The following is a 25,719-nucleotide window of genomic DNA, read 5'->3' as shown; positions in this document are numbered from 1 at the left end:
TCAGATTTAGAATTAGTTTTATATACAAAAACTGCGATAGGAGACGGAACTCAAGCAAACAACCCTTGGTTGCAAGAGATGCCGGATCCAATTACCAGAATGACTTGGGATAATTATTTAACCATGTCACCAAAAGATGCAGCGAGATTAGGAATCGACAACGATCTTAATGGTAGAATGCAATTGGATGGTTCTATAGTAAATGTTACTGTAAACGGAGTTACTGTTAAAGATGTTCCAGTTTATATCCAACCGGGTCAAGCTGAAGGAGCAGTAGGATTAGCTTTAGGTTATGGTAAGAAGAATTCAGGTAAAGTGGCCGAAAGTGGTGTTAATGCTTATCCTTTATTTGATGGTTCTAACTTAACTCTTTCCAACGTAAAAATTGACAAAACCTCTGGTTCACACGAGTTTGCAGGAATGCAGCTTCAAAATACCTTAATGGGTCGTTATGAGATCGCAAGAGAAGTAACTTTGGATACTTTCTTAAATGTAAAATTCGACGATGAGAAATTAGGGTGGAACAAACCATTGGAATATCACACCATCGGAGGTGCTTTACCAGCTGGCAAAATTGACCTTTGGGATGCATTTGATGATGTTGATGGACCTCACTTTAATCTATCAGTTGACTTGAACTCTTGTACAGGATGTGGTGCTTGTATCATCGCTTGTCAAGCGGAAAACAACGTGCCGGTAGTTGGTAAAGATGAAGTTAGAATGTCAAGAGATATGTTCTGGTTAAGAATTGACCGCTACTACACAACAGACATTCCTGCTGATATTGATTTGAATAAAGATGGTATGCTTTCACAAGAAGAGGCCGTTACAGCAGATCTTAATGTACCTGGAATGTATGGTCATTTCTTAGACAAGGAAAGTGGAATACTCAATCACCCAGCGAAAAATCCAGATGTGATTTTCCAACCGGTAATGTGTCAGCACTGTAACCATGCACCATGTGAAACTGTTTGTCCTGTGGCAGCAACTTCTCACGGTAAGCAAGGTCAAAATCAAATGGCTTATAACAGATGTATTGGTACAAGATACTGTGCGAATAACTGTCCTTATAAAGTTCGTCGTTTCAACTGGTTCACTTACAACCTTAATGATAAATTCGACTTTAATCAAAATAATGATCTAGGAAGAATGGTTCTTAACCCAGATGTGGTGGTGAGGACTAGAGGGGTAATGGAAAAATGTTCAATGTGTATTCAAATGACACAGAATGTTATTTTGGAAGCCAAGAAAGAAGGTCGCGTAGTAAGAGACGGTGAGTTCTCTACAGCTTGTGTGGATGCTTGTGCAACCGGAGCGATGAAATTTGGTGATATGAACGATAAGAGTTCTGAAGTAAGAGCACTTTTCAGCTCCAACAGAAGATATACTTTGCTTGAAGAAATTGGTACTAAACCCAACGTATTCTATCATACCAAAGTGAGAAACAGAAAAAATAATTTTTAAATAATAAATAGGTAAAAAATGTCAGGACACTACGAAGCTCCGATAAGGGAACCTTTAATTATTGGTCATAAGACTTATCATGATATAACAGAAGATATCGCCAGACCTGTAGAAGAACGTGCAGGAAAACTATGGTGGGTTTCTTTCTGGATTGCATTGGCTTTATTCATTTATGGATTCGGCTGTATTGCTTACACCATTGGGACCGGAATCGGTGCGTGGGGACTTAACAGGACCAATAACTGGGGATGGGATATTACCAACTTCGTTTGGTGGGTAGGTATCGGTCACGCTGGTACGCTTATTTCCGCAGTATTATTATTATTTAGACAAAGATGGAGAATGTCTGTAAACCGTTCTGCCGAGGCGATGACCATTTTCGCGGTAGTTCAGGCAGCTATTTTCCCAGTAATTCACATGGGTAGAGTTTGGGTAGGATATTGGGTATTCCCTTTGCCTAACCAGTTCGGTTCTCTTTGGACCAACTTTAACTCACCTCTTCTTTGGGATGTATTTGCAATTTCTACATATTTCTCCGTATCCACAGTATTCTGGTTTATGGGATTAATTCCGGATTTTGCAATGATCAGAGACCGTGCAAAAACACCTTGGACCAAAAGGATCTATACCTTCCTTTCATTCGGTTGGGGTGGAAAAGCAAAACACTGGCAACGTTTCGAAGAATTATCTTTGGTGTTAGCAGGTTTGGCAACTCCATTAGTATTCTCGGTACACACCACGGTATCTTTTGACTTTGCTACGTCGGTAATTAAAGGATGGCACTCGACTATTTATCCACCATATTTCGTTGCAGGAGCAGTATTCTCTGGATTTGCAATGGTACAGACACTTTTGTTAGTAGCGAGAAAAGTGGCGCATTTAGAAGATTACATTACCATGTATCATATCGAAATTATGAACATCGTAATTATCGTAACTGGTGGTATGGTGACAGTGGCTTATGCAACTGAATACTTTATCGCTTGGTACTCTGGTTCAAGATATGAAGACTTTACATACTTATCTCCAGGTGCAGCAACCGGACCTTACTGGTGGGCATTTTGGGCCTTGATTATTTGTAACTTAGTAGTTCCAGCATTATTCTGGTTCAAGAAGGTGAGAACAAATATTATGGCAACCTTTATTATTGCTTTGATCATTAATATTGGAATGTGGTTCGAAAGGTTTGATATTATCGTTATTAATATCGCGAGAGATTACTTGCCAAGTTCTTGGACGATGTTTAAACCATCAATTATTGATGTAGGAGTATTTTTAGGAACGATTGGGTTCTTTGGAGTCCTGTTCTTATTATACGCAAGAACATTCCCTGTAATTGCACAAGCGGAATTAAAGACTATCTTGAAAATTTCAGGTGAAACTTATAAAGCAAAAGAAGAAGAAGATGAGCACCACTAAAATAATATACGGTATCTATGCCGACGACGATGAGTTGTTAGATGGCGTAAAAGCGTTCAATGATAAAGGAATTGCGATAAACGAAGTTTATACTCCATTTCCTGTTCATGGTCTTGACACTGCTTTAGGTTTAAGAAAAACAAGACTTTCCGACGCTGCTTTCCTTTATGCAGTCTATGGATTGACAGTTGGGATTTTGGTAACTTGGTATACAATGAATCATGACTGGCCAATGAATATTGGTGGGAAACCGGCATTTAGTTGGGGAACCAACATGCCAGCGTTTGTTGTTCCAATGTTTGAGTTAATGGTTTTTTGTGCGGCTCACTTGATGTCACTTACTTTCTTATTTAGAAATAAAATGTATCCTGGTTGTCCTCCTCAGAATCCTGACCCGAGAACAACTGATGATAAATTTATGATGGAATTTGTTACAGATAATGTAGATGCAGTAAAACAAATTCTGATTGATACCGGAGTTGAAGAAATAACTGTAAAAGATGCTTAAAATGACAAAGAATATATTTAAAATTACAGCGATTTTAGGTTGTGCAGTGATTACTTTAGGTTCTTGTAGCAAAGGAAATCCACCTTTGGTATATTTTCCAGATATGTATTTCCCTGTTGCTTATGACCCTTTGATGAAAGCGCAAGATGCTTATTCAAAACACGGTAATGAAATTCCTGCGTTTGTAAAAAACAATGGCGCGACTGGTTTAGGTCCAGTTGACGGTACGGTTGCACAAAATCCAGAAGGACTTGCAGATCCTGCAGCTAATAAAGCAATGGTTCCTTTAGAATATAATGCGGGTTATGATGAATCAAAGTTAATTACCGCTTCACCTTTAGACGCTGCAAATCAAGCTAAAGATCTTACAAGAGGTAAATTGTTATATGATCAAACGTGTGCGGCCTGTCACGGTACAGCTGGCGATGGTCAAGGACCAATTGTAGTAAGCGGTGCTTATGCAGGAGTTCCTAAATATACAGACCGTGAAATTACTATCGGTTCAGTGCACTATGTATTGACCCATGGTAGAAACTCAATGGGATCTTATGCCGGACAGTTAACACCGGGTGATCGATGGAGAGTTTCATTGTATATTATGAGTGAGTTTAAAGGAGGGCTTTCTGCTGCTCCAGCTGTGGTTGCAGCAAATGCAACACCTGTTGCAGGGATGGCAGAACCAGCAGCAACTAGTACGAGTCCTAAAAAATAAAAAAGAGTAAAAAAAATGTATAGTTTTTCACCTAAATTAAGATTATATTCAATCGTATTCGTCGTTCTGGGATTAGTTCTTTTTGGAGCTGGTTACTTTATGAATCTTGGAGTAGATGATACCCAGATTGAACATATGATGGAACAAGTTCATGCTGGCGGAAATACTGCTCCCTTAAATTCTAGCGAAATAGTAGGTCCACAAGATCATGCTGCGCATTTAGAGCATGCGAAAATGCAGTTTAAAAACCAGCCCTTAGCAGCAGTGCATACCGTTGCAGTGTGGCTTTTTGCTTTAAGTTGTTGTGCCTTGTTTTTCTACGCTATTCAAAATGCATCACACGCAGGATGGTCAATTATCATTCTGAGAGTGATAGAAGCGGTTGCGTCCTTTATCCCATTTGCTGGAGCAGTGGTTATCATTATTATGATAATGAATGTCACCCACATGGGTCATCTTTTCCACTGGATGGATGGAACTTTAACAGATCCGAAAAGTGAACACTTCGATCCCATTTTATTCGAAAAGAAAACATTCTTAAATATTCCTTTTTATGTATTTAGAACACTTTTCTATGTAGTTGGTGCTTCATTCTTCGTTTGGAAATTGAAGTCACTTTCTAAGAAAGTTGATGAAACTCGGAGCAGATCTGTGTATGCAAAATATTACACCTGGAATATTCTTTATATCGTATTCTTCGGTTTCTGTTCAGCAGCTTGGGCATGGGACTGGTTGATGTCTATTGATCCACACTGGTATTCTACCATGTATATCTGGTATGCTATGGTAAGTGCTTGGGCTAGTGCAGTAGCTGTTATTTTATTAGTAAGTGTTTATTTAAAGAAAAGAGGATTTCTTCCTCAATTCAATGATAATCACTTGCATGATTTAGGAGTTTACCTATTTGCATTAAGTATGCTTTGGACTTATACATGGTTTGCACAGTTCATGTTATACTGGTATGCGAACATCCCCGAAGAAGTAAATTATTTCTACGGAAGATTTGAATATTATTCTTGGGCATTCTGGTCAATATTATTATTGAATTTTGCAATTCCTTTATCAGTAATGGTAAGTTCAAGTATCAAGAGAAATTATACCGTAATGGCAACGATGGCAGTGATTGTTATCTGTGGTCAGTGGTTAGTGTACTACAACATGGTAATGCCAGGAACAGTTGGACCTTATTGGGAAAATATCACAGGATTATTAACCAATCTTGGAGCAGTATTGTTCGGAGTAGGTGCATTCATCTTTGTGGTCTTAACAACTTTGTCTAAACTGAAACTAATTCCAGAAGGAAATCCTTTTGTGAAAGAATCTAAAATTTATGAATATCCGTTCTAATCAATAGAATTTTATTCGAAAATATAATCCCGGCCTTTGTCGGGATTTTTTATTAAATTTGTTAGAAACCATAACTAAAGATGAATCATAATAGTACCAAGTTATTATTGCCAAAACCTGCTCTGTTTAAATTGAGCAGATTTTTTGTGTTTGCACTGTTGATGCTTTTTGTCAGCTGTAAGAAAGAAGCTGTAGATGCGACAAGTACCAGAACATTGCAATCGAGCATTAATGACATGACTTCAAGCTTAAATACCTTACAACAGGTTAAGTTTAATGAAGCGCTTTATATTTTAAAAACTTTTGGGGTCGAGGCCGAAGGTGCAACCAGTGAATTAAAAGCCCTAGGCGTCTTAATTAATGGGATGAAAGTTCCCCAAATTTTTTCTCTGGCAGATCAGGTAGCTCAGGAAAATGGAGTAGAATGGACAAGTACAGGACCACCATCTTTAGGTGAAATGAATATCTTTGGAAATGTTCAGGCAACCGAATTTGATGCTAATGATATACAGGCGAGTGCTCTGAATGTAAATGTGACCAATATTGGGAATAATGAAGTATTAGGAACCCAGGCTTTACAAGTTGTGCCACGGTTAGCAGATTCAAAGGGAGACCCAATTACTTTAGAAGGTGCTGCTTTAGAGACAGTCTTAGAAGTATTTAGTGGCGGTAACCGTATTTATACTTCTAAAAACTTAATGTTGGATAATAAATTCAAAGGATTTGTGGTGAGATTTGCTTCTCTTCCTGCACAAAAAATTATAGATCAGGCTATTGATATTACTGTTTCCGTTAAAACCTCCAAGAAGACTTTTAAAATGTCTAAAATTGGAGTTCCCGTTAATCCTAAAGCTTTATTAATGCCAGTCGGAGATCCTGCCGATAATCCCGCAAATATCGATACTGAATCGCCCGTAATTGCACCGGACGGTACGGTAGTAACTCCAGACGTAAAAGTGCCTACTTCGACCGCCGACCCAAAAACAAGTGTTACAAAATTTTTGAACAGTTTATCTACGCAAAACTTACGCGGCGCGTATGACGTTGCCGATAATCCTAATTGGGGCTCGTACGAAACATTCTCTAATCCAACTTCTGGTTTTGGTGGGGTTAAAAGTATTTCAGTAAAAAATATGACTACGAATAATACCACTGCTAATTCAGCAAGTGTAAATGCGACTTACGACATTACCGATAAAGAAGGAAGAATAACTGCCGTCCAGGTAACTTTTGGATTGAAAAATGTAAATGGCGACTGGAAAATTTCAAGTTATAAAATCAATTAAAAATGAATCAGCAACTTATTCAGGATTTAGAAAATACCATTCAGAATATTCCTGATTTTCCAAAACCAGGAATTCAGTTTAAAGATATTACACCCATATTTCTCAATCCAAAATTGTACGAAGAAGTGATTGCTGATTTAGCGAAGTTTAGTCGAGGGAAAATTGATGCGGTTTGTGGAATAGAAAGTCGGGGTTATCTTTTCGGTATTGCAATCGCCGTGGCTTTAGATGTCCCTTTTATATTAATTAGAAAGAAAGGGAAGCTGCCGCCGCCATTTGTGGGACAACAATATGACTTAGAATATGGCTCTGCTGAAATAGAAATGCGAACCGGGCAATTAAAACCTGGACAGCGAATTTTAATTCACGACGATTTGTTGGCAACCGGCGGAACGACAGAAGCTGCAGCACATCTCGTTCAGAAGCAGGGTGGAATTGTTTCACAGTTTAGTTTCTTGATTGGACTAAAAGATTTAGGTGGAAGAAAAAGGCTGGAAAAATTCGAGGCTGATGTTCATCAAATTCTTACCTATTAGATTAATTTAGAACTATTTAAGAAGATAAAATTTACCAAGAATGTTTTTTTGAGCATAATTTTGTATATCGCTTAAAAACAGTTAAATTTGCACTTCAATTTTTAATAAAATTATGGCAAAATTCAATTCTCGCACCAGTAAAAAGGAAATGGAAGGAAAGGAAACGGTAGAAGTTTTCAAAGACCTGGACAGAGGTGCACTCGATACTGAAAAATTTCTTGAAAAGAACGCTAAGATCTTACTGATTGTTTTCGGTGCTTTAGTAGTGGGTGTTTTGGGATATTTTGCTTTTCAGCAATTTTATGAAGCTCCAAGAAATGAAGAAGCAACTTTAAGTTATCTTGCTGCTCAGAAAAATTTAGCCGACGGAAAAGATGAATTGGCTTTAGGTGGAAAAAGTGCTGCAAATCCTGGATATTTAGGAACTTATAACGAGTATTCTGGAACTAAAGTTGGAAAGCTTTCTGCCTACAACGCCGGACTAATTAAATTTAAAGAAGGGAAATACCAAGAAGCTTATGATCTATTGGATAAATTTTCTTCGGATAATAAAATCCTAATGGCTTTAAAATATGGAGCGATGGCAGACTGTCACGCCAATCTTAATAAAAATGATGATGCCTTATCGCTTTTAGATAAAGCGATCTCAGCTTCAGATGACCCATATACTTCTTACTACTTTACAAGAAAAGCAGGAGTGGCCGCATTGGCTTTGAAGAAAAACGCAGAGGCAAAAAAATATTTCTCTTCAATCGAAGAAAAATATGAAGATTACGATAACGGGATGTCTGAATCGTATATCGAAATGGTGAAATATTACTAATAAAAAAATACTATAATGGCAACTGTAAATCTTTCAGATTATCAACCATTACAAATTGACGATGCCAGTTCTTTTAGAATTGGCATTGTCGTTTCAGAATGGAACGATTTTGTAACCTATAACCTTCGCGATGGTGCTTTAGAAGTGCTTACCAAAGAAGGCGTAAAAGAAGAAAACATTAAAATATTCAAAGTTCCTGGTGCATTTGAATTGAACTATGCTTCGATGCAATTGTGCAAAACAGATTACTTTGATGCTGTAATTGCGATTGGCTGCGTTATTCGTGGCGAAACTCCGCATTTTGATTATGTTTGTTCTGCTGTCGCGCAAGGAATTAAAGACTGTAATGTCTTAACAGATGTTCCTACAATTTTCTGTTTATTAACGGATGATACCAAAGAGCAGTCTATCGCCAGAAGCGGCGGAGTTTTAGGAAACAAAGGTGTTGAAGCAGCAGCCACGGCATTGGAGATGATTCTCTTCAAGCGAGCTTTGTAAAATGATCTGTTCTTATTATTCTTGAATTAAACGGAATCCAAAAGGTCCATAATAAATTGTCATGATGTACAAATCAAAACTAAAACCTTATCTGTATTTGGGGCTTTTTTATGGGTTGGTTTCCCTCATTGTAAGAATAGTTTTTATCTTCCATCCAATAACGACGGTGAAGTTCGGAGTTTTTGAAAGTATAAAAATTATTTTCATTGGTGGCTTGACTGATGTTTTCGTTTTTATTTTGGCGAGCAGCATTTTCATGCTCTATTCTTTATTTCTCTCTGATTCAAAATACAATAAACCTTACGGCTATATTATATTCGGTTTTTTCGTTTTAGCTTTTTTATACACTGCTTTTGTTCCTGGCAATATTTTTAAACAATACGGTGGCTCTTTCCCGGAAGTAGCGATGATCTTTGTTGGATTAAAGACTTTACTGTTCGGTTTGATGCTTTTTCTTCCAACTCAAAGGATCAAGATTCGAAATATTCTTTATTTCATCATACTTTTCCTGTACGTGTTACTGATCATTTTCAATGGAGTTAGCGAGTATTTCTTCTGGAATGAATTTGGAGTGCGCTACAATTTTATCGCCGTTGATTACCTGATTTATACCAATGAAGTCATCGGGAATATTATGGAAAGCTATCCTGTTGTTCCCTTATTCGTGGGTATTTTATCAGTTGCGTTGTTGGTGACCTGGTTTATTTATAAAAAAACGGAAGACGAATTGTTAACACTTCCAAACTTTGTTCAGAAACTGGTTTTGCTCGTTTCGTTTATTGTTTTGTTTGGAATTAGTTTAGTGGTCATTCCACAATTTGATAAAATTAAAACTGAGAATACTTTTGCCAGGGAAATTCAAGCCAATGGCTTTCCTAAATTCTATCATGCTTTTACGCAGAATGAACTCGATTATTTTCAGTTTTATCCAACCGTGAATCAAGAAGTTGCAGAAAGTAATTTTTTAAAACAATTTGATCCGCCCACTTTAAGTAGACCTGTCAATTCTGTTAATCCTGAAATGAAAAAGAATGTGGTATTGATTTCCATAGAAAGTATGTCTGCAGAATTCTTAGAGCATTACGGCAATGATCAAAAAATAACTCCATTTTTAGATAGTTTAGCGGACAAGTCATTAATGTTTACCAATCTTTATGCAACGGGTAACCGCACGGTCCGTGGTTTAGAAGCGCTCACATTGTGTATTCCACCAACCGCTGGAGAAAGTGTAGTTAAACGTGATAATAATAAAAACAAATTTAGTACGGGAAGCGTATTTAAATCTAAAGGATATGACGTGAAATTCCTTTACGGCGGTTACAGTTATTTCGATAACATGGAAGAATTTTATAAAAGCAACGGTTATGGAATTGTAGACAGGAATAATTTTACACCTGAGGAAATTTCCTTTGCTAATGTTTGGGGTGTTGCTGATGAAGATATGGCGAAAAAAGCCATCCAAGTCATGAATGCCGAAGCCAAATCAGGGAAGCGATTCTTCCATCAATGGATGACTGTTTCGAACCACAGACCATTCACCTATCCAGAAGGAAGAATTGATATTCTCGGAACAGCAAAATCCCGTGAAGGTGGCGTAAAATATACCGATTATTCTATCCGAAAGTTTTTTGAAATGGCAAAAAAACAAAGTTGGTATAAAAACACGGTCTTTGTAATTGTTGCTGATCACTGTGCTTCAAGCGCTGGAAAAACAGAACTTCCGATGGATAAGTACCGTATTCCCGGAATGATTTTCTCTGAAGGTTTTATTGAACCTCAAAAATTTAATCAAACCATGTCGCAGATTGACGTAATGCCTACTTTGTTCGGTTTGCTTAATTTTAAGTACCAGTCGAAGTTTTTAGGACAGGATATTTTCAGTCAAAATTTTCAACCTAAAGCTTATATCGCAACGTATCAGGATTTAGGTTTAATAAAGAATAATTATCTGACCATTATCTCACCGACTAAAAAAGTAAAACAATATTCTTTAAGCTTACAAAAATCAAAGAATCCAGAAGATTTTAAAATTTTCTATGATGAAAGACCGGTGAAGAATTTACAGCAAAATTTAGTTGATGACTGTATTTCAGCGTATCAAAGTGTTTCATTTTGGTTGAAAGAAAATAAACTGAATAAATAATTTTTTTTGTATTTTTAACAAAAGATTTAAATATGAAATGGACAAACGATAGAAGCGGAAATGTAGATGACAGACGAGGGTCTGGCGGCGGTGGCGGTGGAATGCTTGTAGGCGGAGGTTTAGGAACTTTAATTATTGCAGCCATCATATTCTTCTTAGGAGGCGATCCGTCAGCAATTCTTTCATCAGGAATGGGCAGTGCTCCTCAAACAGAACAACGTGATCTGAATGCAAACGAGTTGAAGGTTCGTGAATTTGTCGAAATGATTACCGCAGAAAATGAACAGACCTGGACGAAAGTGTTCCGTGAGAACGGAATGGATTATAGACCCGCAAAAGTAGTAATGTTTGAAGCGGTTACTCAATCTGGTTGTGGAACTGCGCAGGCAGCAATGGGACCTTTTTATTGTCCAGCTGATGAAACGATTTATATGGATATGAGTTTCTTCAAAGAATTAGAACAGCGTTTTGGAGCTCAGGTAACTGAGTTTTCTATAGCTTATGTAATGGCTCACGAAATGGGACATCACGTACAGACAATGCTAGGAACGACCCAAAAAGTAGATCAATTAAGAAGCAGTGGAAGATACTCAGAAGCAGATATGAATCGCGTTTCTGTTGCAACCGAACTGCAAGCCGACTTTTATGCCGGGCTTTGGGCGAAGCAAACCGATAATAGAGAGAAATTCTTGGAACCAGGCGATATTGAATCTGCTATTTCTGCAGCCGAAGCAGTGGGTGATGACAATATTCAGAAACGTTCACAAGGTTATGTGAACCAAGAGGGTTTTACACATGGTAGTTCTGCACAGAGAAAAGAATGGTTTATGAAAGGATATAACACTGGAGACATGAGACAGGGCGACACTTTTGATGCTTTGTTAAAGTAAGGTATAGACCTTTAGAATCTTTTATTTTCCAAAAGATATTTTAAAAAACGCAATCCCGAAATTTTCGGGATTTTTTTTACAATAAAAAACCGAAGCGTAATAAATATGCTTCGGTTTTCTTAAATATATGAATGTGATTGAATGTGTCTAATTAATTCTGATTTACAGAATCTTCAACAGAAGTTTTAGCTTGGTTTACTTTATCTTGAACTTGTGAAGATAGATCACTCGCTTTAGATTTTAAATCAGTTCCCCATTTGTTGAAATTATCTTTTGCGTTATTAACAGTGTCTTTTACTGCTTGTTTGTCTTCATCAGATGAATTTTTGTATTTCCACCAAGCGATTGCTCCAAGTCCTAATAGTGCTAATAAGCCATTTTTTTTAGTGCCCATAATAGTATGTTTTTAATTTTTATTAAATAATTTGATACGTACTACTATGTAAATTCTGTGCCAAAGATAATTTGTTGAAGTATAAAATTTTGTTAAATAAGTACGTCACCATAAAAAACAAATCCGTCCCGAAAAAGCTCGAGACGGATTGTAATTTCTTTATTTAAAAGAGAAATGTTTTTTATCCTAAGTAAGGATATTTATAATCTTTTGGAGATACAAAAGTTTCTTTGATACTTCGTACAGAAACCCATCTTAGGAGGTTCATTTTAGAACCAGCTTTATCATTGGTTCCCGAAGCTCTCGCTCCACCGAAAGGTTGTTGACCTACAACAGCACCAGTTGGTTTATCATTGATGTAGAAGTTTCCGGCTGCATTTTCTAAAGCTTTGTACGCTTCATCGATCGCATAACGGTCTTGAGAGAAAATCGCACCTGTTAAAGAATAAGGAGAAGTTTCATCAACTAATTTCAAAGTTTCAGTCCAGTCTTTATCTTCGTATACATATACAGAAAGAATTGGTCCGAAGATTTCCTCACACACTGATTCATATCTTGGATTAGAAGCTTCGATAACAGTTGGTTCAACAAACCAACCTTTTGAGTCATCACATTTTCCACCGATAATTACTTTTGCATCGCTTGATTTTTCAGCTCTCTCGATATAACCTTTACATTTTTCGAAAGAGTTTTTATCAATTACCGCATTTACGAAATTAGAAGGATCTTCTGGACTTCCCATTTTAATGGTTTTCATCTGAGCTTCCATCACTTTTTTCACGTCAGCCCAAAGAGATTGAGGAACATAAGCTCTTGAAGCGGCAGAACATTTCTGACCTTGGTATTCAAAAGCACCACGAACCATGGCAGTTGCTACAGCATCTACATTGGCAGAAGGATGAACCATGATGAAATCTTTTCCACCAGTTTCTCCTACAATTCTTGGGTACGTTTTATAGTTATGAATATTGTCTCCAATTGCTTTCCACATATTTTGGAAAACGGTGGTAGAACCTGTAAAGTGAAGTCCTGCAAAGTCTGGGTGAGCAAATACTTTGTCAGCAGTTTCTTTTCCGCCTGTGAAAATCATATTGATTACTCCGGCTGGTAAGCCAGCTTCGATAAGCGCGTCCATAATAACGGTTGCTGAATAAACCTGCTTGTCAGATGGTTTCCAAACAACCACATTTCCCATCATTGCCATACATGTTGGCAAGTTTCCGGCAATTGCGGTAAAGTTAAATGGAGTAACTGCGAAACAGAAACCTTCTAAAGGTCTGTATTCTGATCTGTTCCAAATTCCACTATCTGAAACTGGTTGCTCGCTGTACATTTCAGTCATGAATTCTACGTTGAAACGTAAGAAATCGATGAATTCACAAGCAGCATCTATTTCTGCCTGATGAACATTTTTACTTTGAGCAATCATGGTCGCTGCGTTCAAACGATTTCTATAAGGACCAGCAAGTAGATCAGCGGCTTTCAAGAAGATTGCTGCACGATGTTCCCAACCTAAATTATTCCATTTTTCTCTGGCTGCTAAAGCAGAATTAATCGCGTCGTCCACGTGACTCATGTCTCCTTTATAATAGAAACCTAAATCATGTTGGTGATCTTGCGGAGAGTTAATCACTACTTTTTCAGAAGTTTTGATTTCTTTTCCGTTAATAACCATTGGGATTTCAACTTTCTCTTTCCACATTTTTTTATACGTTGCGATCAGGGATTTTACCTCCTCTGAACCCGGCTCATAAGTTCTAACCGGCTCGTTTATTGCGAAAGGAACCTGTGAAATTGCTTTTGACATATTTTTAATTTTTATTGATTTTTAGATTGTTACAAAGTTAAGGGAATTCGTCTGATCTTCCAAAAATAGAGCGGGTAGAAATTTATTGCTTTACCAACATCTTGTCGCAAACCATCTTGCTTAGGGTAATCGTGTTTTTGTCGTCTTTTAGGATGATCATCGACTGGTCGTATTTCTCGATTTCTAAAATTTCTAATTTCTTACCTAATTCCAGCTTTTTACTGTTCAGATAACTTAAGAATTCATCATCAGATACGGTGACAGAACTGAAAATTACTTTGACGCCAACTTTACAGCTGCTCAATTTTTGTAAATCCTGAGCGTGAATATTTCCATCCTTATCTGGAATAGGCTCTCCGTGAGGATCAAATTTTGGATGTCTTAAAATTTCATCCATCTTATCAAAAAACATTTCAGAATGAACATGTTCTAATTGTTCCGCAATTTCATGAACGTTTTCCCAGCCGAAATTCATTTTCTCGACCAAAAACATTTCAGTCAGCCGGTGTTTGCGAACAATTAAGGCGGCTTCTTTGTTTCCTTCTTTGGTAACTATTAAAGGTTTATAGCTCTCATAGATCACCCAGTTTTTCTGTGCAAACTTTTTCATCATATTGTTTACACTCGGCATTTTGACATTCAAAAATTTACTTAGTTCGTTTACGGTTACCGTATTGTCTTCATTTCTTAGATGGAAGATCGCTTTTAAATAGTTTTCTTCAGTAAGTGAAATCATAAGTTAGATTGTTGATTTTACAAATCTAACAAAATAAAAGCGTGTAATAAATTACACGCTTACATTTAAATAAAAATACATGAAGAAAATTGACCTCTATTTTAAAATTCTGCTTAATGACAAGTACTTTAAAACAGTGATGCTAAAAATGGTTATTAGTTTTTGATTTGGTTAATTTGATGAAACAAAGATGTGTCAAAAAAAATGGAGTTCAAAGGTATTTTCACCCAAATCATGTGGTTATATTCACCCATTTTTTTAAATTTATACCATGAGATATTCCTTTAAGAATGATTACGCAGAAGGAGCGCATCCTCGAATTTTAGAAACGTTAATTCAATCCAACCTCATTCAGCAAAATGGGTACGGTTTGGATGACTATTCCGAAAGTGCAGCCGAAATTATCAAACAAAAAATAAATAATCCTAACGCGAAAGTTTTTTTTGTTTCAGGAGGAACGCAAGCTAATCTCATCGTTATTTCTGCTTTTCTACGACCACATGAAAGCGTCGTTTCTGCAGCAACTGGACATATTTTCACCAATGAAAGCGGCGCGATTGAAGCAACTGGTCATAAAGTTCATGCTATTGAAAGCTCCAATGGAAAAATCAATTCTGAGGATATTCAGAAAATTCTGGATGTTCACCAAAATAAACCACATCAGGTGAAACAAAAAATGGTTTATATTTCTAATTCTACAGAAGTTGGAACCATTTACTCTAAAAAAGAATTGACGGATTTATACCAATTCTGTCAGGAGAAAGATCTGTATTTATTCGTTGATGGAGCACGGTTAGGCCATGCCTTAACTGCCGAAACCAACGATCTGACTTTAGAAGATTTTGGGAAATATACCGACGCCTTTTATTTAGGAGGAACGAAAAACGGAGCCTTAATTGGAGAAGCAATTATCATTAATAATGAAAGTTTGCAGGAAGAATTCGGATTTCATCTAAAACAAAAAGGCGCTATGCTTGCCAAAGGACGTTTGCTAGGAATTCAGTTTCAAGAATTGATGAAAGACGATTTGTATTTTGATCTGGCGAGACATGCGAATCAGCAGGCAATGAAAATAAAAAAAGCCTTTCAGGAAATTGGGTGTGAATTTCTATGTGAAACTTTTACCAATCAGATATTTCCAATATTAAATCCAGACCAAATTGAAAGACTTTCTATTAACTTTGATTTTTACGTTTGGAAGAAATTAAGCGAAGAAAAGTCTGCCGTGCGTTTAATTACTTCCTGGGCAACTTCTAATGAAATGATAGAAAAATTCATCAACGAAATAAAAAATTTAAAATGAAAAAATCAGTTTTCTTCCTGAGCGTATTGCTCTCCGTCGTCGTGAATGCACAGAAGCAGGAAAAGGATCCTGAGATTTCGGATTATGTGAAATTAGTGAGTAAAGATTCTTTGAAAGCGAATGTCGAAAAACTAGTCAGTTTTGGAACCCGACATACCATGAGTTCCACCACCGATAAAGACAAAGGAATAGGAGCAGCAAGAAGTTGGGTGTTATCCAAATTCAGAAATTATGCGAAAAATACAGACGGACGAATGGAAGTCTTTTTACAAAATGAAGATTTACAACCTGATGGAAAACGGATTAACAAAGTAACCAATCTTGGGAATGCCATCGGTTTATTAAAGGGAACAGATCCTTTAGATAAACGAATCATTATTATTTCCGGGCATTTGGATTCCCGAGTTTCAGATGTATTGAATTCCACCGATTATGCGCCGGGAGCGAATGATGACGGAAGCGGAGTAGCAGCAGTAATTGAATCGGCAAGAGTTTTAAGCAAATCAAAATTCCCGATGACTATTTTATTCGTGGCTGTAAGTGGCGAAGAACAAGGTTTATTAGGAGCAAAAATGCTTTCAGATAAAGCAAAGGCAGAAAATTGGGAAATTGAAGCCGTCCTTAATAATGATATGATCGGCAACAACAGTTTAGATGCACCTAAAAATGATGGTACTCCAAAACTACGAGTTTTCAGCGAAGGATTGTCTGCCTTTGAAACCGATAAGTCTGCAGCTAAAATAAGAAGTCTTGGTTTAGAAAATGATGGTAACGCACGACAATTGGCTAGATATGTAAAAGAAATAGGCGAGATGTACGTGAAGAATATCGATATCAAACTGATTTATAGAAACGACCGTTTTCTACGTGGAGGCGATCACACCCCATTTGTGAATAGTGGATTCACTGCAGTTCGCTTAACGGATTATTACGAAAACTACGATCATCAACATCAAGATATTCGGACTGAAAATAATAAAGAATTTGGCGATCTAATTAAGTTCATGGATTTTGATTATTTGAAAACCAATACTGCCGTGAATGTTGCAGTTTTAGCAAGTATAGCCAAGTCAACTCCACAACCCATAAATGTTTTAATGGATGTGAAAGAACTTTCAAATTCTACCAAGCTTCATTGGGAAAATCCTAAGACAGGAAAAGTAAAAGGTTACAATGTTCTTTACCGGGAAACAGATCAATCGGCCTGGACGCATAAAATTTTCACTACTGAAACTTTGTACACCGTCCCGCTTTCTAAAGATAATTTTATTTTTGGAGTACAAAGTATTTCTGCAACTGGCAATGAAAGTTTACCCGTAATTCCGAAAGTATCCCGATAAAAAAATCCGTCTCGTTATGTTTACGAGACGGATTTTATATTTCAACTAAAAATTTAGTTATTCTAAATCTTCAAATTTATCTACAATCTTTTGCGAAACTCCAGTTTTACTGAAACCTCCATCGTGAAAAAGATTCTGCATGGTTACCTTTCTGGTTAAATCAGAGAACATGCTTACACAGTAGTTGGCACAATCCAAAGCATCAGCATTTCCAAGTGGCGACATGCTATCTGCGAAGTTGAAGAATCCGCTAATTCCTTTTACACCAGCCCCAGCTTTAGTCATTACCGGAGATTGAGAAATGGTATTGACACGTACTTTTCTGTCGCCCCAATAATATCCGAAACTTCTTGCGATACTTTCAAGATAAGATTTGTTGTCTGCCATATCACCGTAATTTGGGAATACACGTTGAGCAGCAATATAAGTTAAGGCCAAAATTGAACCCCATTCATTCATGATGTCTCTGTCCCAAGCTGCCTTCATTACTTTATGAAAAGAAACCGAAGAAACATCCCAGCCTTTTTCTAAGAAATCGTAATTAAGATCAGTATAAGACTTACCTTTTCTAATGTTCACAGACATTCCAATAGAATGAAGAATGAAATCGATCTTGCCATATTTTTCTTCAGCATGAGCAAAAAGTTTGTCCAAATCTTCAACAGAGGTTGCGTCTGCAGGAATAACATCTGAACCGGTCTTTTTTGCCAGTTCATCAATTTCGCCCATTCTCATTGCGATAGGAGCATTAGAAAGAATAAATTCTGCGCCTTCTTCATGACATCGTTCTGCAACTTTCCAAGCAATCGACTGATCATTCAGAGCGCCGAATATAATTCCTTTTTTACCTTTTAGTAATCCGTGTGACATAATCTTAATTTTAGACAAATTTAAAAAATTTTTATTGTTTATTGCATAAAAAAAGAGCCGTACAAAATACGACTCTCTTTCTTATATATAGGAGTGCTTAGTTAGTTGCTTTCCTAACTTCAGCTTTTGCATCTTCGGACCAGTCTTTGGTTTTTTCCCATGCGTCAGAGGCAGCATCTTTGGTGTCTTCCCAAGCATCAGATACATTATCTTTTGCTCTTTCCATCCAGCCGTCTGCTGTTGGTTCTGTGTTTTTGTCTCTTTGCTCGCGGATATAATCTTTCGCTCTATCAGCATAATCGTTCACAGTCCATTTAGTTTCATTAACTGCGTCTTCTGCTTTGTTATAATCTTGTCTGTCCATAATGATAATTTTTAATGTTAATATTTAGTGATTGAAAAAATTTAATTTGATATTATATGAGGTTGCAAGTTCCGTTCCTAAAATCCGTAACACTATGTTAAACATATTATAAAGTTTTCTTAAAATAAAAACGAATTCTTATGAATAAAGTAAGTTTTTGTAATGATTATTCTATTTTTGGGCTAAACTTTTACAAATGGAAATTATAAGGTGCGGCTGGAGCGAAAAAGATGATCTCTACAGAAAATATCATGATGAAGAATGGGGGAAGCCAGTTGATGATGATGAAACGATTTTTGAGTTTCTGGTTTTAGAAAGTTTTCAAGCTGGACTTTCCTGGTATACGATTTTAAAGAAGCGAGAAAATTTCGCCGAAGCTTTTGATCAATTTAATTATAAAAAAATCGCAAACTATTCTGAAGGTAAGGTTGAAGAGTTAATGAATAACGCTGGAATTATAAGAAACAGGTTAAAGATTTTAGCCACTATTAATAACGCCGAAAGATTTCAGGAAGTACAAAAAGAATTCGGTAGTTTTTCAAAATATATTTGGAATTTCGTTGATGGAAAGCCAATTGTCAATCACCCAAAAACTTTAAGCGACGTCCCTGCAACGACTGAAATTTCAGATTCTTTATCAAAAGATTTAAAGAAAAGAGGATTCAAATTTCTGGGATCAACCGTCATGTATGCGTACATGCAAGCGACTGGAATGGTTGATGATCACTTGGTGGATTGTCATTGTAAATAAAAAGTGCGGCTAAAATTTAGCCGCATTAATATAATTTTTTTCTGAATGAATTATTTGATAATCCGATCCAAAACCCACTCGATCATATTTCTTTCAGAAGCAGCGTGATCCGCAGAAAATTCGCCTCTTCTTCTGTTGGCAATCACTGAATTTACCGTAATCGCTTTATGTCCTAACAATTTAGAAAGACCATAAATCGCCGAAGTTTCCATCTCGAAATTTGTCACGCCTAAATCATTTAGTGTTTCCAAAAACTGGTCATCAAGCGCTTTCAAACGAAGCTGACGTCCTTGCGGCGCGTAAAAACCAGGGAATGTTGCCGTATTACCGTGGTATTTTGCATCCTTATAATATTCGCCCATTTCTTTAGACCAATCAGAAAAATACAACATCGGTTTAATTTTCTCGTACGGGAATTTCGCCATGAAGTTTCGGGAGAATTCATTTTCAAACTCATAATCCTGATAGAAATGCAGCAAACCATCCAAACCAACCACGTTTTCAGTCACCAACATATTGTCAACTTCTACATCCGGATTTACACTTCCGCAAGTTCCCATTCTGAATAATTCCAAAGCAGTATGGTCAGTTTTAAACTCCTTATTTTTCAAATCGATATTCACCAAAGCATCCAACTCGTTCATCACGATATCAATGTTTTCAGTTCCAATTCCAGTGGACATTACGGTGATTCTTTCGCCACGTAAAGTTCCGGTATGCGTGTAAAATTCTCTTTTGTTTTTTTTAACTTCAATTTTGTCAAAGTATTTAGAAACCTTTGGAACACGGTCAGGATCACCAACCAACATAATTTTTCCTGCAATATCTTCTGGCAATAAGTTCAGGTGATACACACTTCCGTCGTCATTAAGCACCAATTCTGATGCAGCTAATTTATTAAGCATAGTCTATTTTTTATTTTTTAAATTTTTATTTGGGCAGACATTTCCGCCTTCCACTCCCGCTTTTTTCACTCCACTTCGTTCCGTTAAAAAGAGCTCCGTTCAAGTCGGGCTGCAGATTCGGGTGTGCAAATTTTATCGTATTAACCAAGTCGATTATCTTTCAGCTTTCAGCGAAGCGGTTCATCATCTATTAGTCTAATTTTATCCTCCAACTCTCTTTGTCTTATAACCCATCTCTTTTAGGATCACCATGATCTTATCACGGTTATCACCTTGAATAATGATAATTCCATCTTTTTCTGATCCACCAATTCCTAAAGTTGTTTTAATCTTTTTGGAAATTTTTTTAAGCTCCTCATCGTTTCCTTCAAAACCTTCCACCAAAGTAACAGGTTTCCCGTGTCTGCCTTTTTTTTCAAATTTACAGACGAGCGGTTCTATCTGCACGAATTTTTCTACCGGCATTTCAAAATCCTGCTCTTCGTGCTCAGGGAACATATTTTTAAGTTGATCTCTTAAATCCATCTACCAAAATTAATGAATTTTAATTGTAATCCGATAACAGCTGCAACTTTTCGGCATAAAGCAATTTTTCACTATTCTCATAAACATTAAATAATATTATGAATATCATAAAAAAGTCTTAAAGTTTAGATTTGGTTCGTTTAGTTCAGAACTAAGATGTAGTTTTGCAAGTTAATTGTTAAGTCCACCAATGAAAATCGATAAAGAAATTTTTCGCGAAATGGTTAAATTTTATGGAGAAGCCTTCCATTTACCGCCCCTAGCTGCGAAAATTTATTCCTATTTAATATTTGATTTTGATCGGGAAGGGGTTTCCTTTGATGAGTTTGTAGAGATTTTCTGCGCAAGTAAAAGTTCAGTTTCTTCAAATCTCAACTTACTTTTAAATCTCAATATTATCAACGACTTTAATAAGATCGACGAAAGAAAACGGTTTTTTGTGATCAACGAAAAGCATATGAGAATACGATTCGAAGAAATTATTGAAAAAATGGAACGCGAATTATCTATTTTACATCAACTCAAGGACTTTCGACAAACAGATGATGAAGAGATATTGCGAAAGTTTGGTGTTTATACCAGTCTTTTTGATAAAAATATTTTACATATAAAAGAAACGCTCGATCAACTTTAAATAAAAATATTCCAACTTCATTCTAATCTTCTTTAATGAAGATCAACTATAAAATTAAATTCATGAAAAATAAAATTATCCTCCTTGCATTTTCTGCCTTGTCGGTTTTGTCCTGCAAAAAAGAAGACGGCAGACCACCTCAAGGTCCAAAAGTAGTTTCAACGGTTGCCATTGAAGCTAGAAACGTTATCGGCTACTCCACTTTTCCAGCGAGTATTGAAGGGCGTGTGAATAACGATGTTCGTGCTAAAATGCAAGGGTATATCACCCAGGTTTTGGTAGATGAAGGCCAGTATGTGAGCAAAGGTCAGCCGCTTTTCCGCTTAGAAACCAATTCTTTAAATCAGTCGGCCAATGCAGCAAAAGCTGGAGTTGGTGCAGCCCGTTCTAATGTTTCAGCCTCTGAAGCAAGTGTGAAAGCAGCACAAGCAGCTGTAAATGCTGCTCAGGTTGAAGTAAATAAACTTCGTCCTTTAGTAGAGAAAAATATTATCAGCAATGTTCAATTGCAAACGGCTCAGGCAAACCTTGCAAGAGCGCAGGCACAAGTTGCACAAGCGCAAGCAGGCAAACAACAAGCGAGCGCGGGCGTCGCACAGGCCCAAGCTAATTTTCAGGGAGTTCAGGCAAACATCGATTACTCTGTTATTCGTGCGCCAATTTCTGGTGTGATTGGAAAAATTAATTTCCGAACGGGTAGTTTAGTGGGTCCTGGAGATCCAATGCCAATCTCAACTGTTTCAGATACAAGTGAGTTGTACGCGTATTTTTCTATGAATGAAAAAGAATATCTAGATTTTCTAAAGAATTCAGCAGGAGCAACCGTTCCAGAAAAAATAAAAAATATGCCCGCTATTGAATTAGTATTGGCAAACGGCGATGTTTATGAAGAGAAAGGTTATGTGAAAGCAGTAACCGGCCAAATCGATGCAGCAACTGGCAGTATTCAGTTTAGAGTTTCTTTCCCCAATCCGAAAAAATTACTCAGTAACGGAAATAGTGGATCGGTTAGAATTCCTATTGCTTATGATAATGCCTTGGTAGTTCCAGAAAGCGCTACGATCGAACAGCAAGGTTTGGTATATGTCTATAAAGTAAAACAGGATACGGCGAAAAGTGCTGTAATTAAAGTAATTGATCGTGTGAACAATATGGTAATTATTAAAGAAGGTGCTGCTAAAGGAGAAGTCGTTGTCGTGGAGGGAGTTGGAACTTTGAAAACTGGAACACCAGTGAAGCCGCAACCGAAAAAGTTTGACGATATCATTAATGCCATAAAACCACTTTTCTAAAAGATGATTAAAAAGTTTATAAACAGACCGGTTCTGTCCACAGTAATTTCCATCATGATTGTGATATTGGGAATTTTGGGACTAATCTCTTTGCCGGTCACACAGTACCCAGATATTGCCCCGCCAACGGTGCGTATCTCTGCCAACTATACCGGAGCCAATGCGCAAACGGTCATGAACAGTGTAATTATTCCAATTGAAGAGCAAGTGAATGGAGTAGAAGGAATGGATTATATTTCCTCTTCCGCTGGAAACAATGGTTCTGCTTCAATTACAATTTTCTTCAAACAGGGAATTGATCCGGATATCGCTGCGGTGAACGTTCAGAATCAGGTTCAGCGTGCAATTCCACTTCTTCCTTCAGAGGTTACAAGATCTGGAGTTCAGGTTAACAAGCAGCAAACGAGTGCCTTGATGTTCCTTTCTTTCTATACTTCCAATCCCAATTTAGATGAGGTTTGGTTGCAGAATTACATGAACATTAATATCATCCCAGAATTAAAACGGGTAAATGGTGTGGGTGATGCTCAAGTATTTGGTGGGAAAAATTACTCGATGAGAATTTGGGTTGATCCTGCGAAAATGGCGGCTTACGGTTTAGAACCTTCCGAAGTTTCTGCCGCAATTAATGAACAGTCCAGAGAAGCAGCTGCGGGTGCTTTGGGTGAAAACAGTGGAAGTTCTTTTCAATACATTATTACCTACAAGGGAAAATACAATGAAGTTGATGAGTTTGAAAATATTATTTTGCGCGCGCTTGGTAATGGAGAATATCTCCGTTTAAAAGATGTTGCTGAAATTAAACTGGATTCTCAATCTTACGCGGGAATTGGTGAAAGTAATGGAAACCGCTCGATCTCGATGGGGATTTTCCAGACTCCTGGATCAAATGCGCAAGAGATTATTACCAATATTAAAACTTTATTGAAGGAAACCGAAAAAACCTTACCAGAAGGAATTGGGTATAATATTAACTTTGATACCAATGAGTTTTTAGATGCCTCCATTTCTAAAGTAGTGGTCACTTTATTAGAAGCTTTCGTTTTGGTATTCCTAGTAGTATTTATATTCCTTCAGGATTTTAGATCAACCTTGATTCCTGCGATTGCAGTTCCGGTTTCGATTATTGGAACCTTCTTCTTTCTGAATCTATTCGGGTATTCAATTAACTTGTTGACCCTCTTTGCTTTGGTTCTTGCCATTGGTATTGTGGTCGATGATGCAATTGTTGTGGTAGAAGCCGTTCACGCGAAAATGGAAGGTGGCATCAGCGATGCCAAGAAAGCGACCGTAGAAGCGATGGACGAAATTACAGGCGCAATTATCTCGATTACTTTGGTAATGGCGGCCGTATTTATTCCCGTGACGTTCTTAACCGGACCAACTGGAGTTTTCTATCAGCAGTTTGGAATTACCTTAATTATTGCGATTTTAATTTCGGCCGTAAATGCCTTGACTTTGAGTCCTGTTCTTTGTGCGATGTTTTTAAAACCGCCGGCGCATCATTCCAAGGAATATGCGAGTATGAATGTGCTGCAAAAATTCTTCTTTAAATTCAATACTGGATTTAATGCCGGAACTAAAAAATATGGTCAGTCATTTAATTTTATTTTAAGAAACAAATGGGTGAGCTTATTAGTGATTTTTGCCGCCGGAGCAGTTACTTTTTGGTGGGCAAGTTCTACCATGCCGACTGGATTTATCCCGAAAGAAGACCGTGGAATTTTGTTTACAGATATTCAACTTCCGCCCGGAGCGTCCTTAGAAAGAACCTACAATGTTCTGTCTGACCTTCAGAAAGAAGCGCGAAAGATTCCCGGCGTTCAAAACGTAACGTACACAGCGAGTCGTGGATTTATGTCAGGTTCTGGATCCAATGTTGGTCAAGCCTTTATCAAATTAAAGCCTTTTGATGAACGTGGAAAAGCAGATGGACAAAGCATCGATGAAATCACCGGACGATTATTCGGAATTACTGGTAAATATCCGGATGCCAAAATTATTTTCTTCTCGCCACCAAGTGTGCCTGGGTTTGGATCAAGTGATGGATTCTCCAGTGTCTTATTGGATAAATCAGGTGGTGATATTTCAGAACTCAATAAAGTGACCCAAAGTTTTGTGGGGGCTTTGATGCAGCGACCAGAAATTCAGTTTGCTTCAACTTCTTTCAATACCAATTATCCACAGTTTGAAATGGTAGTTGATGTACCTCGTGCGAAAGAAAGTGGCGTCTCATTAAATAATATTTTGAGCACCATGCAGGGGTATATTGGAGGGATTTATTCTTCCGACTTTACCAAATATGGAAAACAATTTCGGGTAATGATTCAGGCTTTACCATCGGATAGAACCTCTCCAGAAAGTTTAAATTCAATCTTTGTAAAAACAGCTTCAGGAGCCATGGCGCCGATCTCACAGTTCGTGAGCTTAGAAAAAAGTTTTGGGCCGCAATCCTTAGAACGATATAATTTATTTACCTCAGTGGGAATTAATGGATCCAGTAATCCAGGATATTCTACAGGTGATGCTATTAAGGCGATTCAGGAAGTTGCTGCCGAAAATTTACCAGCCAACTACGATGTTGAATTTACAGGTTTAACGAAGGAAGAAATGAAAGCAGGTTCCCAAACCTACGTGGTTTTCTTATTAAGTTTCCTTTTCATTTACTTCATTTTGGCCGCGCAATATGAAAGTTATTTGTTGCCATTCTCTGTAATCCTTTCTCTTCCTTTAGGAGTGATCGGAGCATTTTTTGGTCAAAGGATTTTCGGATTAGAAAACAATATTTATTTCCAGATTGCGATCATTATGTTGATTGGATTACTGGCCAAGAATGCAATTTTGATTGTGGAGTTTGCCGTACAAAGGCGACATCATGGTGAATCAATTGCGATGTCTGCGATCAACGCTGCGAAAGCAAGGCTGCGTCCGATTTTGATGACCTCTTTTGCTTTTATCTTCGGGATGATTCCATTGGTATTTGCAACTGGGATTGGTTCTGTCGGTAACCGTTCGATTGCGACTGGTGCAGCCTCTGGATTGTTAATTGGGACTTTCTTCGGATTGATAGCAATTCCAGTCTTGTTTGTAATTTTCCAATTTCTGCAGGAGAAAGTTGTTCCATTAAAAGAAAAAGATATTAATCTATCTGAATAATTGAAAGTCTAAAACT

Annotated in this window: 24 protein-coding genes; 17 read left to right on the top strand and 7 right to left on the bottom strand. The window is 37.2% G+C overall.

Annotated features, from left to right (window positions below; all coding sequences use genetic code 11):
- From ACEYOS_RS05455 to ACEYOS_RS05405, 11 genes are all read left to right on the top strand, one after another.
- On the top strand, positions 1-1,464 hold a 1,464-nt coding region (locus tag ACEYOS_RS05455), incomplete at its 5' end, for a 4Fe-4S dicluster domain-containing protein (RefSeq protein WP_373708398.1).
- Positions 1,465-1,482: 18 nt separating this feature from the next.
- Entirely contained in the window at positions 1,483-2,883 is a 1,401-nt protein-coding gene (nrfD, locus tag ACEYOS_RS05450) for an NrfD/PsrC family molybdoenzyme membrane anchor subunit (RefSeq protein WP_373708397.1), read from the top strand.
- Positions 2,870-3,391: a DUF3341 domain-containing protein gene (locus ACEYOS_RS05445; protein ID WP_373708396.1), complete on the top strand. Its 522-nt coding sequence runs from the start codon at positions 2,870-2,872 to the stop codon at positions 3,389-3,391. Before nrfD ends, ACEYOS_RS05445 begins: the two co-directional genes overlap by 14 nt.
- Positions 3,384-4,103, top strand: a complete 720-nt coding sequence (locus ACEYOS_RS05440; protein WP_373739188.1) for a cytochrome c — start codon at positions 3,384-3,386, stop codon at positions 4,101-4,103. Before ACEYOS_RS05445 ends, ACEYOS_RS05440 begins: the two co-directional genes overlap by 8 nt.
- Before the next feature lie 15 nt (positions 4,104-4,118).
- The gene (locus ACEYOS_RS05435; RefSeq protein WP_373708394.1) at positions 4,119-5,450 is read left to right on the top strand and encodes a quinol:cytochrome C oxidoreductase; all 1,332 of its coding nucleotides are present in this window, start codon (positions 4,119-4,121) and stop codon (positions 5,448-5,450) included.
- An 80-nt stretch (positions 5,451-5,530) separates the two neighbouring features.
- Positions 5,531-6,736 carry a hypothetical protein gene (locus tag ACEYOS_RS05430; protein ID WP_373797532.1) on the top strand — a complete coding sequence of 402 codons (1,206 nt, stop codon included), beginning with the start codon at positions 5,531-5,533 and terminating at the stop codon, positions 6,734-6,736.
- Positions 6,737-6,738: 2 nt separating this feature from the next.
- Positions 6,739-7,272 carry an adenine phosphoribosyltransferase gene (locus ACEYOS_RS05425; RefSeq protein ID WP_373708393.1) on the top strand — a complete coding sequence of 178 codons (534 nt, stop codon included), beginning with the start codon at positions 6,739-6,741 and terminating at the stop codon, positions 7,270-7,272.
- 112 nt (positions 7,273-7,384) lie between these two features.
- Positions 7,385-8,095, top strand: coding sequence for a tetratricopeptide repeat protein (locus tag ACEYOS_RS05420; protein ID WP_373708392.1), 711 nt, complete (start codon positions 7,385-7,387; stop codon positions 8,093-8,095).
- A 15-nt stretch (positions 8,096-8,110) separates the two neighbouring features.
- Positions 8,111-8,593, top strand: a complete 483-nt coding sequence (ribH, locus tag ACEYOS_RS05415) for a 6,7-dimethyl-8-ribityllumazine synthase (protein WP_373708391.1) — start codon at positions 8,111-8,113, stop codon at positions 8,591-8,593.
- A 64-nt stretch (positions 8,594-8,657) separates the two neighbouring features.
- Positions 8,658-10,736, top strand: coding sequence for an LTA synthase family protein (locus ACEYOS_RS05410; protein WP_373708390.1), 2,079 nt, complete (start codon positions 8,658-8,660; stop codon positions 10,734-10,736).
- Positions 10,737-10,768: 32 nt separating this feature from the next.
- Positions 10,769-11,626, top strand: coding sequence for a neutral zinc metallopeptidase (locus ACEYOS_RS05405; protein WP_373708389.1), 858 nt, complete (start codon positions 10,769-10,771; stop codon positions 11,624-11,626).
- A gap of 151 nt (positions 11,627-11,777) precedes the next feature.
- On the opposite strand, the gene ACEYOS_RS05400 is transcribed toward ACEYOS_RS05405, so the two are convergent.
- The 3 genes from ACEYOS_RS05400 to ACEYOS_RS05390 all read right to left on the bottom strand — a co-directional run bounded on the left by ACEYOS_RS05400 (position 11,778) and on the right by ACEYOS_RS05390 (position 14,563).
- Positions 11,778-12,020, bottom strand: a complete 243-nt coding sequence (locus ACEYOS_RS05400) for a YtxH domain-containing protein (protein WP_373708388.1) — start codon at positions 12,018-12,020, stop codon at positions 11,778-11,780.
- A 181-nt stretch (positions 12,021-12,201) separates the two neighbouring features.
- Positions 12,202-13,827, bottom strand: coding sequence for an L-glutamate gamma-semialdehyde dehydrogenase (gene pruA / locus ACEYOS_RS05395; RefSeq protein WP_373739186.1), 1,626 nt, complete (start codon positions 13,825-13,827; stop codon positions 12,202-12,204).
- Positions 13,828-13,909: 82 nt separating this feature from the next.
- Positions 13,910-14,563 (bottom strand): iron dependent repressor, metal binding and dimerization domain protein, encoded by a 654-nt coding sequence (locus ACEYOS_RS05390; protein ID WP_373710216.1) that lies wholly within the window; start codon positions 14,561-14,563, stop codon positions 13,910-13,912.
- 271 nt (positions 14,564-14,834) lie between these two features.
- On the opposite strand from ACEYOS_RS05390, the gene ACEYOS_RS05385 reads away from it, so the two are divergent.
- Both ACEYOS_RS05385 and ACEYOS_RS05380 read left to right on the top strand, forming a co-directional pair.
- Complete coding sequence (locus tag ACEYOS_RS05385) at positions 14,835-15,866, top strand: low specificity L-threonine aldolase (RefSeq protein ID WP_373710215.1); 1,032 nt, start codon at positions 14,835-14,837, stop codon at positions 15,864-15,866.
- Positions 15,863-17,206, top strand: a complete 1,344-nt coding sequence (locus ACEYOS_RS05380; protein WP_373710214.1) for a M28 family metallopeptidase — start codon at positions 15,863-15,865, stop codon at positions 17,204-17,206. Before ACEYOS_RS05385 ends, ACEYOS_RS05380 begins: the two co-directional genes overlap by 4 nt.
- 57 nt (positions 17,207-17,263) lie before the next feature.
- Here the strand turns inward: ACEYOS_RS05380 and ACEYOS_RS05375 are convergent, their stop codons facing one another.
- On the bottom strand, positions 17,264-18,076 hold the full coding sequence (locus tag ACEYOS_RS05375) for an enoyl-ACP reductase (protein WP_373710213.1): 813 nt from the start codon (positions 18,074-18,076) through the stop codon (positions 17,264-17,266).
- Between the two features lie 97 nt (positions 18,077-18,173).
- Positions 18,174-18,440, bottom strand: a complete 267-nt coding sequence (locus tag ACEYOS_RS05370; protein ID WP_373710212.1) for a hypothetical protein — start codon at positions 18,438-18,440, stop codon at positions 18,174-18,176.
- A gap of 196 nt (positions 18,441-18,636) precedes the next feature.
- Here ACEYOS_RS05370 and ACEYOS_RS05365 point away from each other — a divergent pair, with 196 nt between their 5' ends.
- On the top strand, positions 18,637-19,191 hold the full coding sequence (locus ACEYOS_RS05365) for a DNA-3-methyladenine glycosylase I (RefSeq protein ID WP_373710211.1): 555 nt from the start codon (positions 18,637-18,639) through the stop codon (positions 19,189-19,191).
- 50 nt (positions 19,192-19,241) lie between these two features.
- Here ACEYOS_RS05365 and ACEYOS_RS05360 read toward each other — a convergent pair whose 3' ends face one another.
- The gene (locus ACEYOS_RS05360; protein ID WP_373710210.1) at positions 19,242-20,096 is read right to left on the bottom strand and encodes a nucleoside phosphorylase; all 855 of its coding nucleotides are present in this window, start codon (positions 20,094-20,096) and stop codon (positions 19,242-19,244) included.
- A 201-nt stretch (positions 20,097-20,297) separates the two neighbouring features.
- Positions 20,298-20,621, bottom strand: coding sequence for a translation initiation factor (locus ACEYOS_RS05355; RefSeq protein ID WP_373710209.1), 324 nt, complete (start codon positions 20,619-20,621; stop codon positions 20,298-20,300).
- A gap of 190 nt (positions 20,622-20,811) precedes the next feature.
- On the opposite strand from ACEYOS_RS05355, the gene ACEYOS_RS05350 reads away from it, so the two are divergent.
- The 3 genes from ACEYOS_RS05350 to ACEYOS_RS05340 all read left to right on the top strand — a co-directional run bounded on the left by ACEYOS_RS05350 (position 20,812) and on the right by ACEYOS_RS05340 (position 25,703).
- Positions 20,812-21,255: a transcriptional regulator gene (locus ACEYOS_RS05350; RefSeq protein ID WP_373710208.1), complete on the top strand. Its 444-nt coding sequence runs from the start codon at positions 20,812-20,814 to the stop codon at positions 21,253-21,255.
- 62 nt (positions 21,256-21,317) lie between these two features.
- Complete coding sequence (locus tag ACEYOS_RS05345) at positions 21,318-22,547, top strand: efflux RND transporter periplasmic adaptor subunit (protein ID WP_373710207.1); 1,230 nt, start codon at positions 21,318-21,320, stop codon at positions 22,545-22,547.
- Between the two features lie 3 nt (positions 22,548-22,550).
- The gene (locus ACEYOS_RS05340) at positions 22,551-25,703 is read left to right on the top strand and encodes an efflux RND transporter permease subunit (RefSeq protein WP_373710206.1); all 3,153 of its coding nucleotides are present in this window, start codon (positions 22,551-22,553) and stop codon (positions 25,701-25,703) included.
- The last annotated feature ends 16 nt before the right edge of the window (positions 25,704-25,719 follow it).

Origin of the sequence: Kaistella sp. (genome assembly GCF_041824135.1) — a bacterium.
Classification (GTDB): domain Bacteria; phylum Bacteroidota; class Bacteroidia; order Flavobacteriales; family Weeksellaceae; genus Kaistella.
Note: the sequence above shows the minus strand (reverse complement) of the source record. Positions and strands in the feature narration are given on the sequence as shown.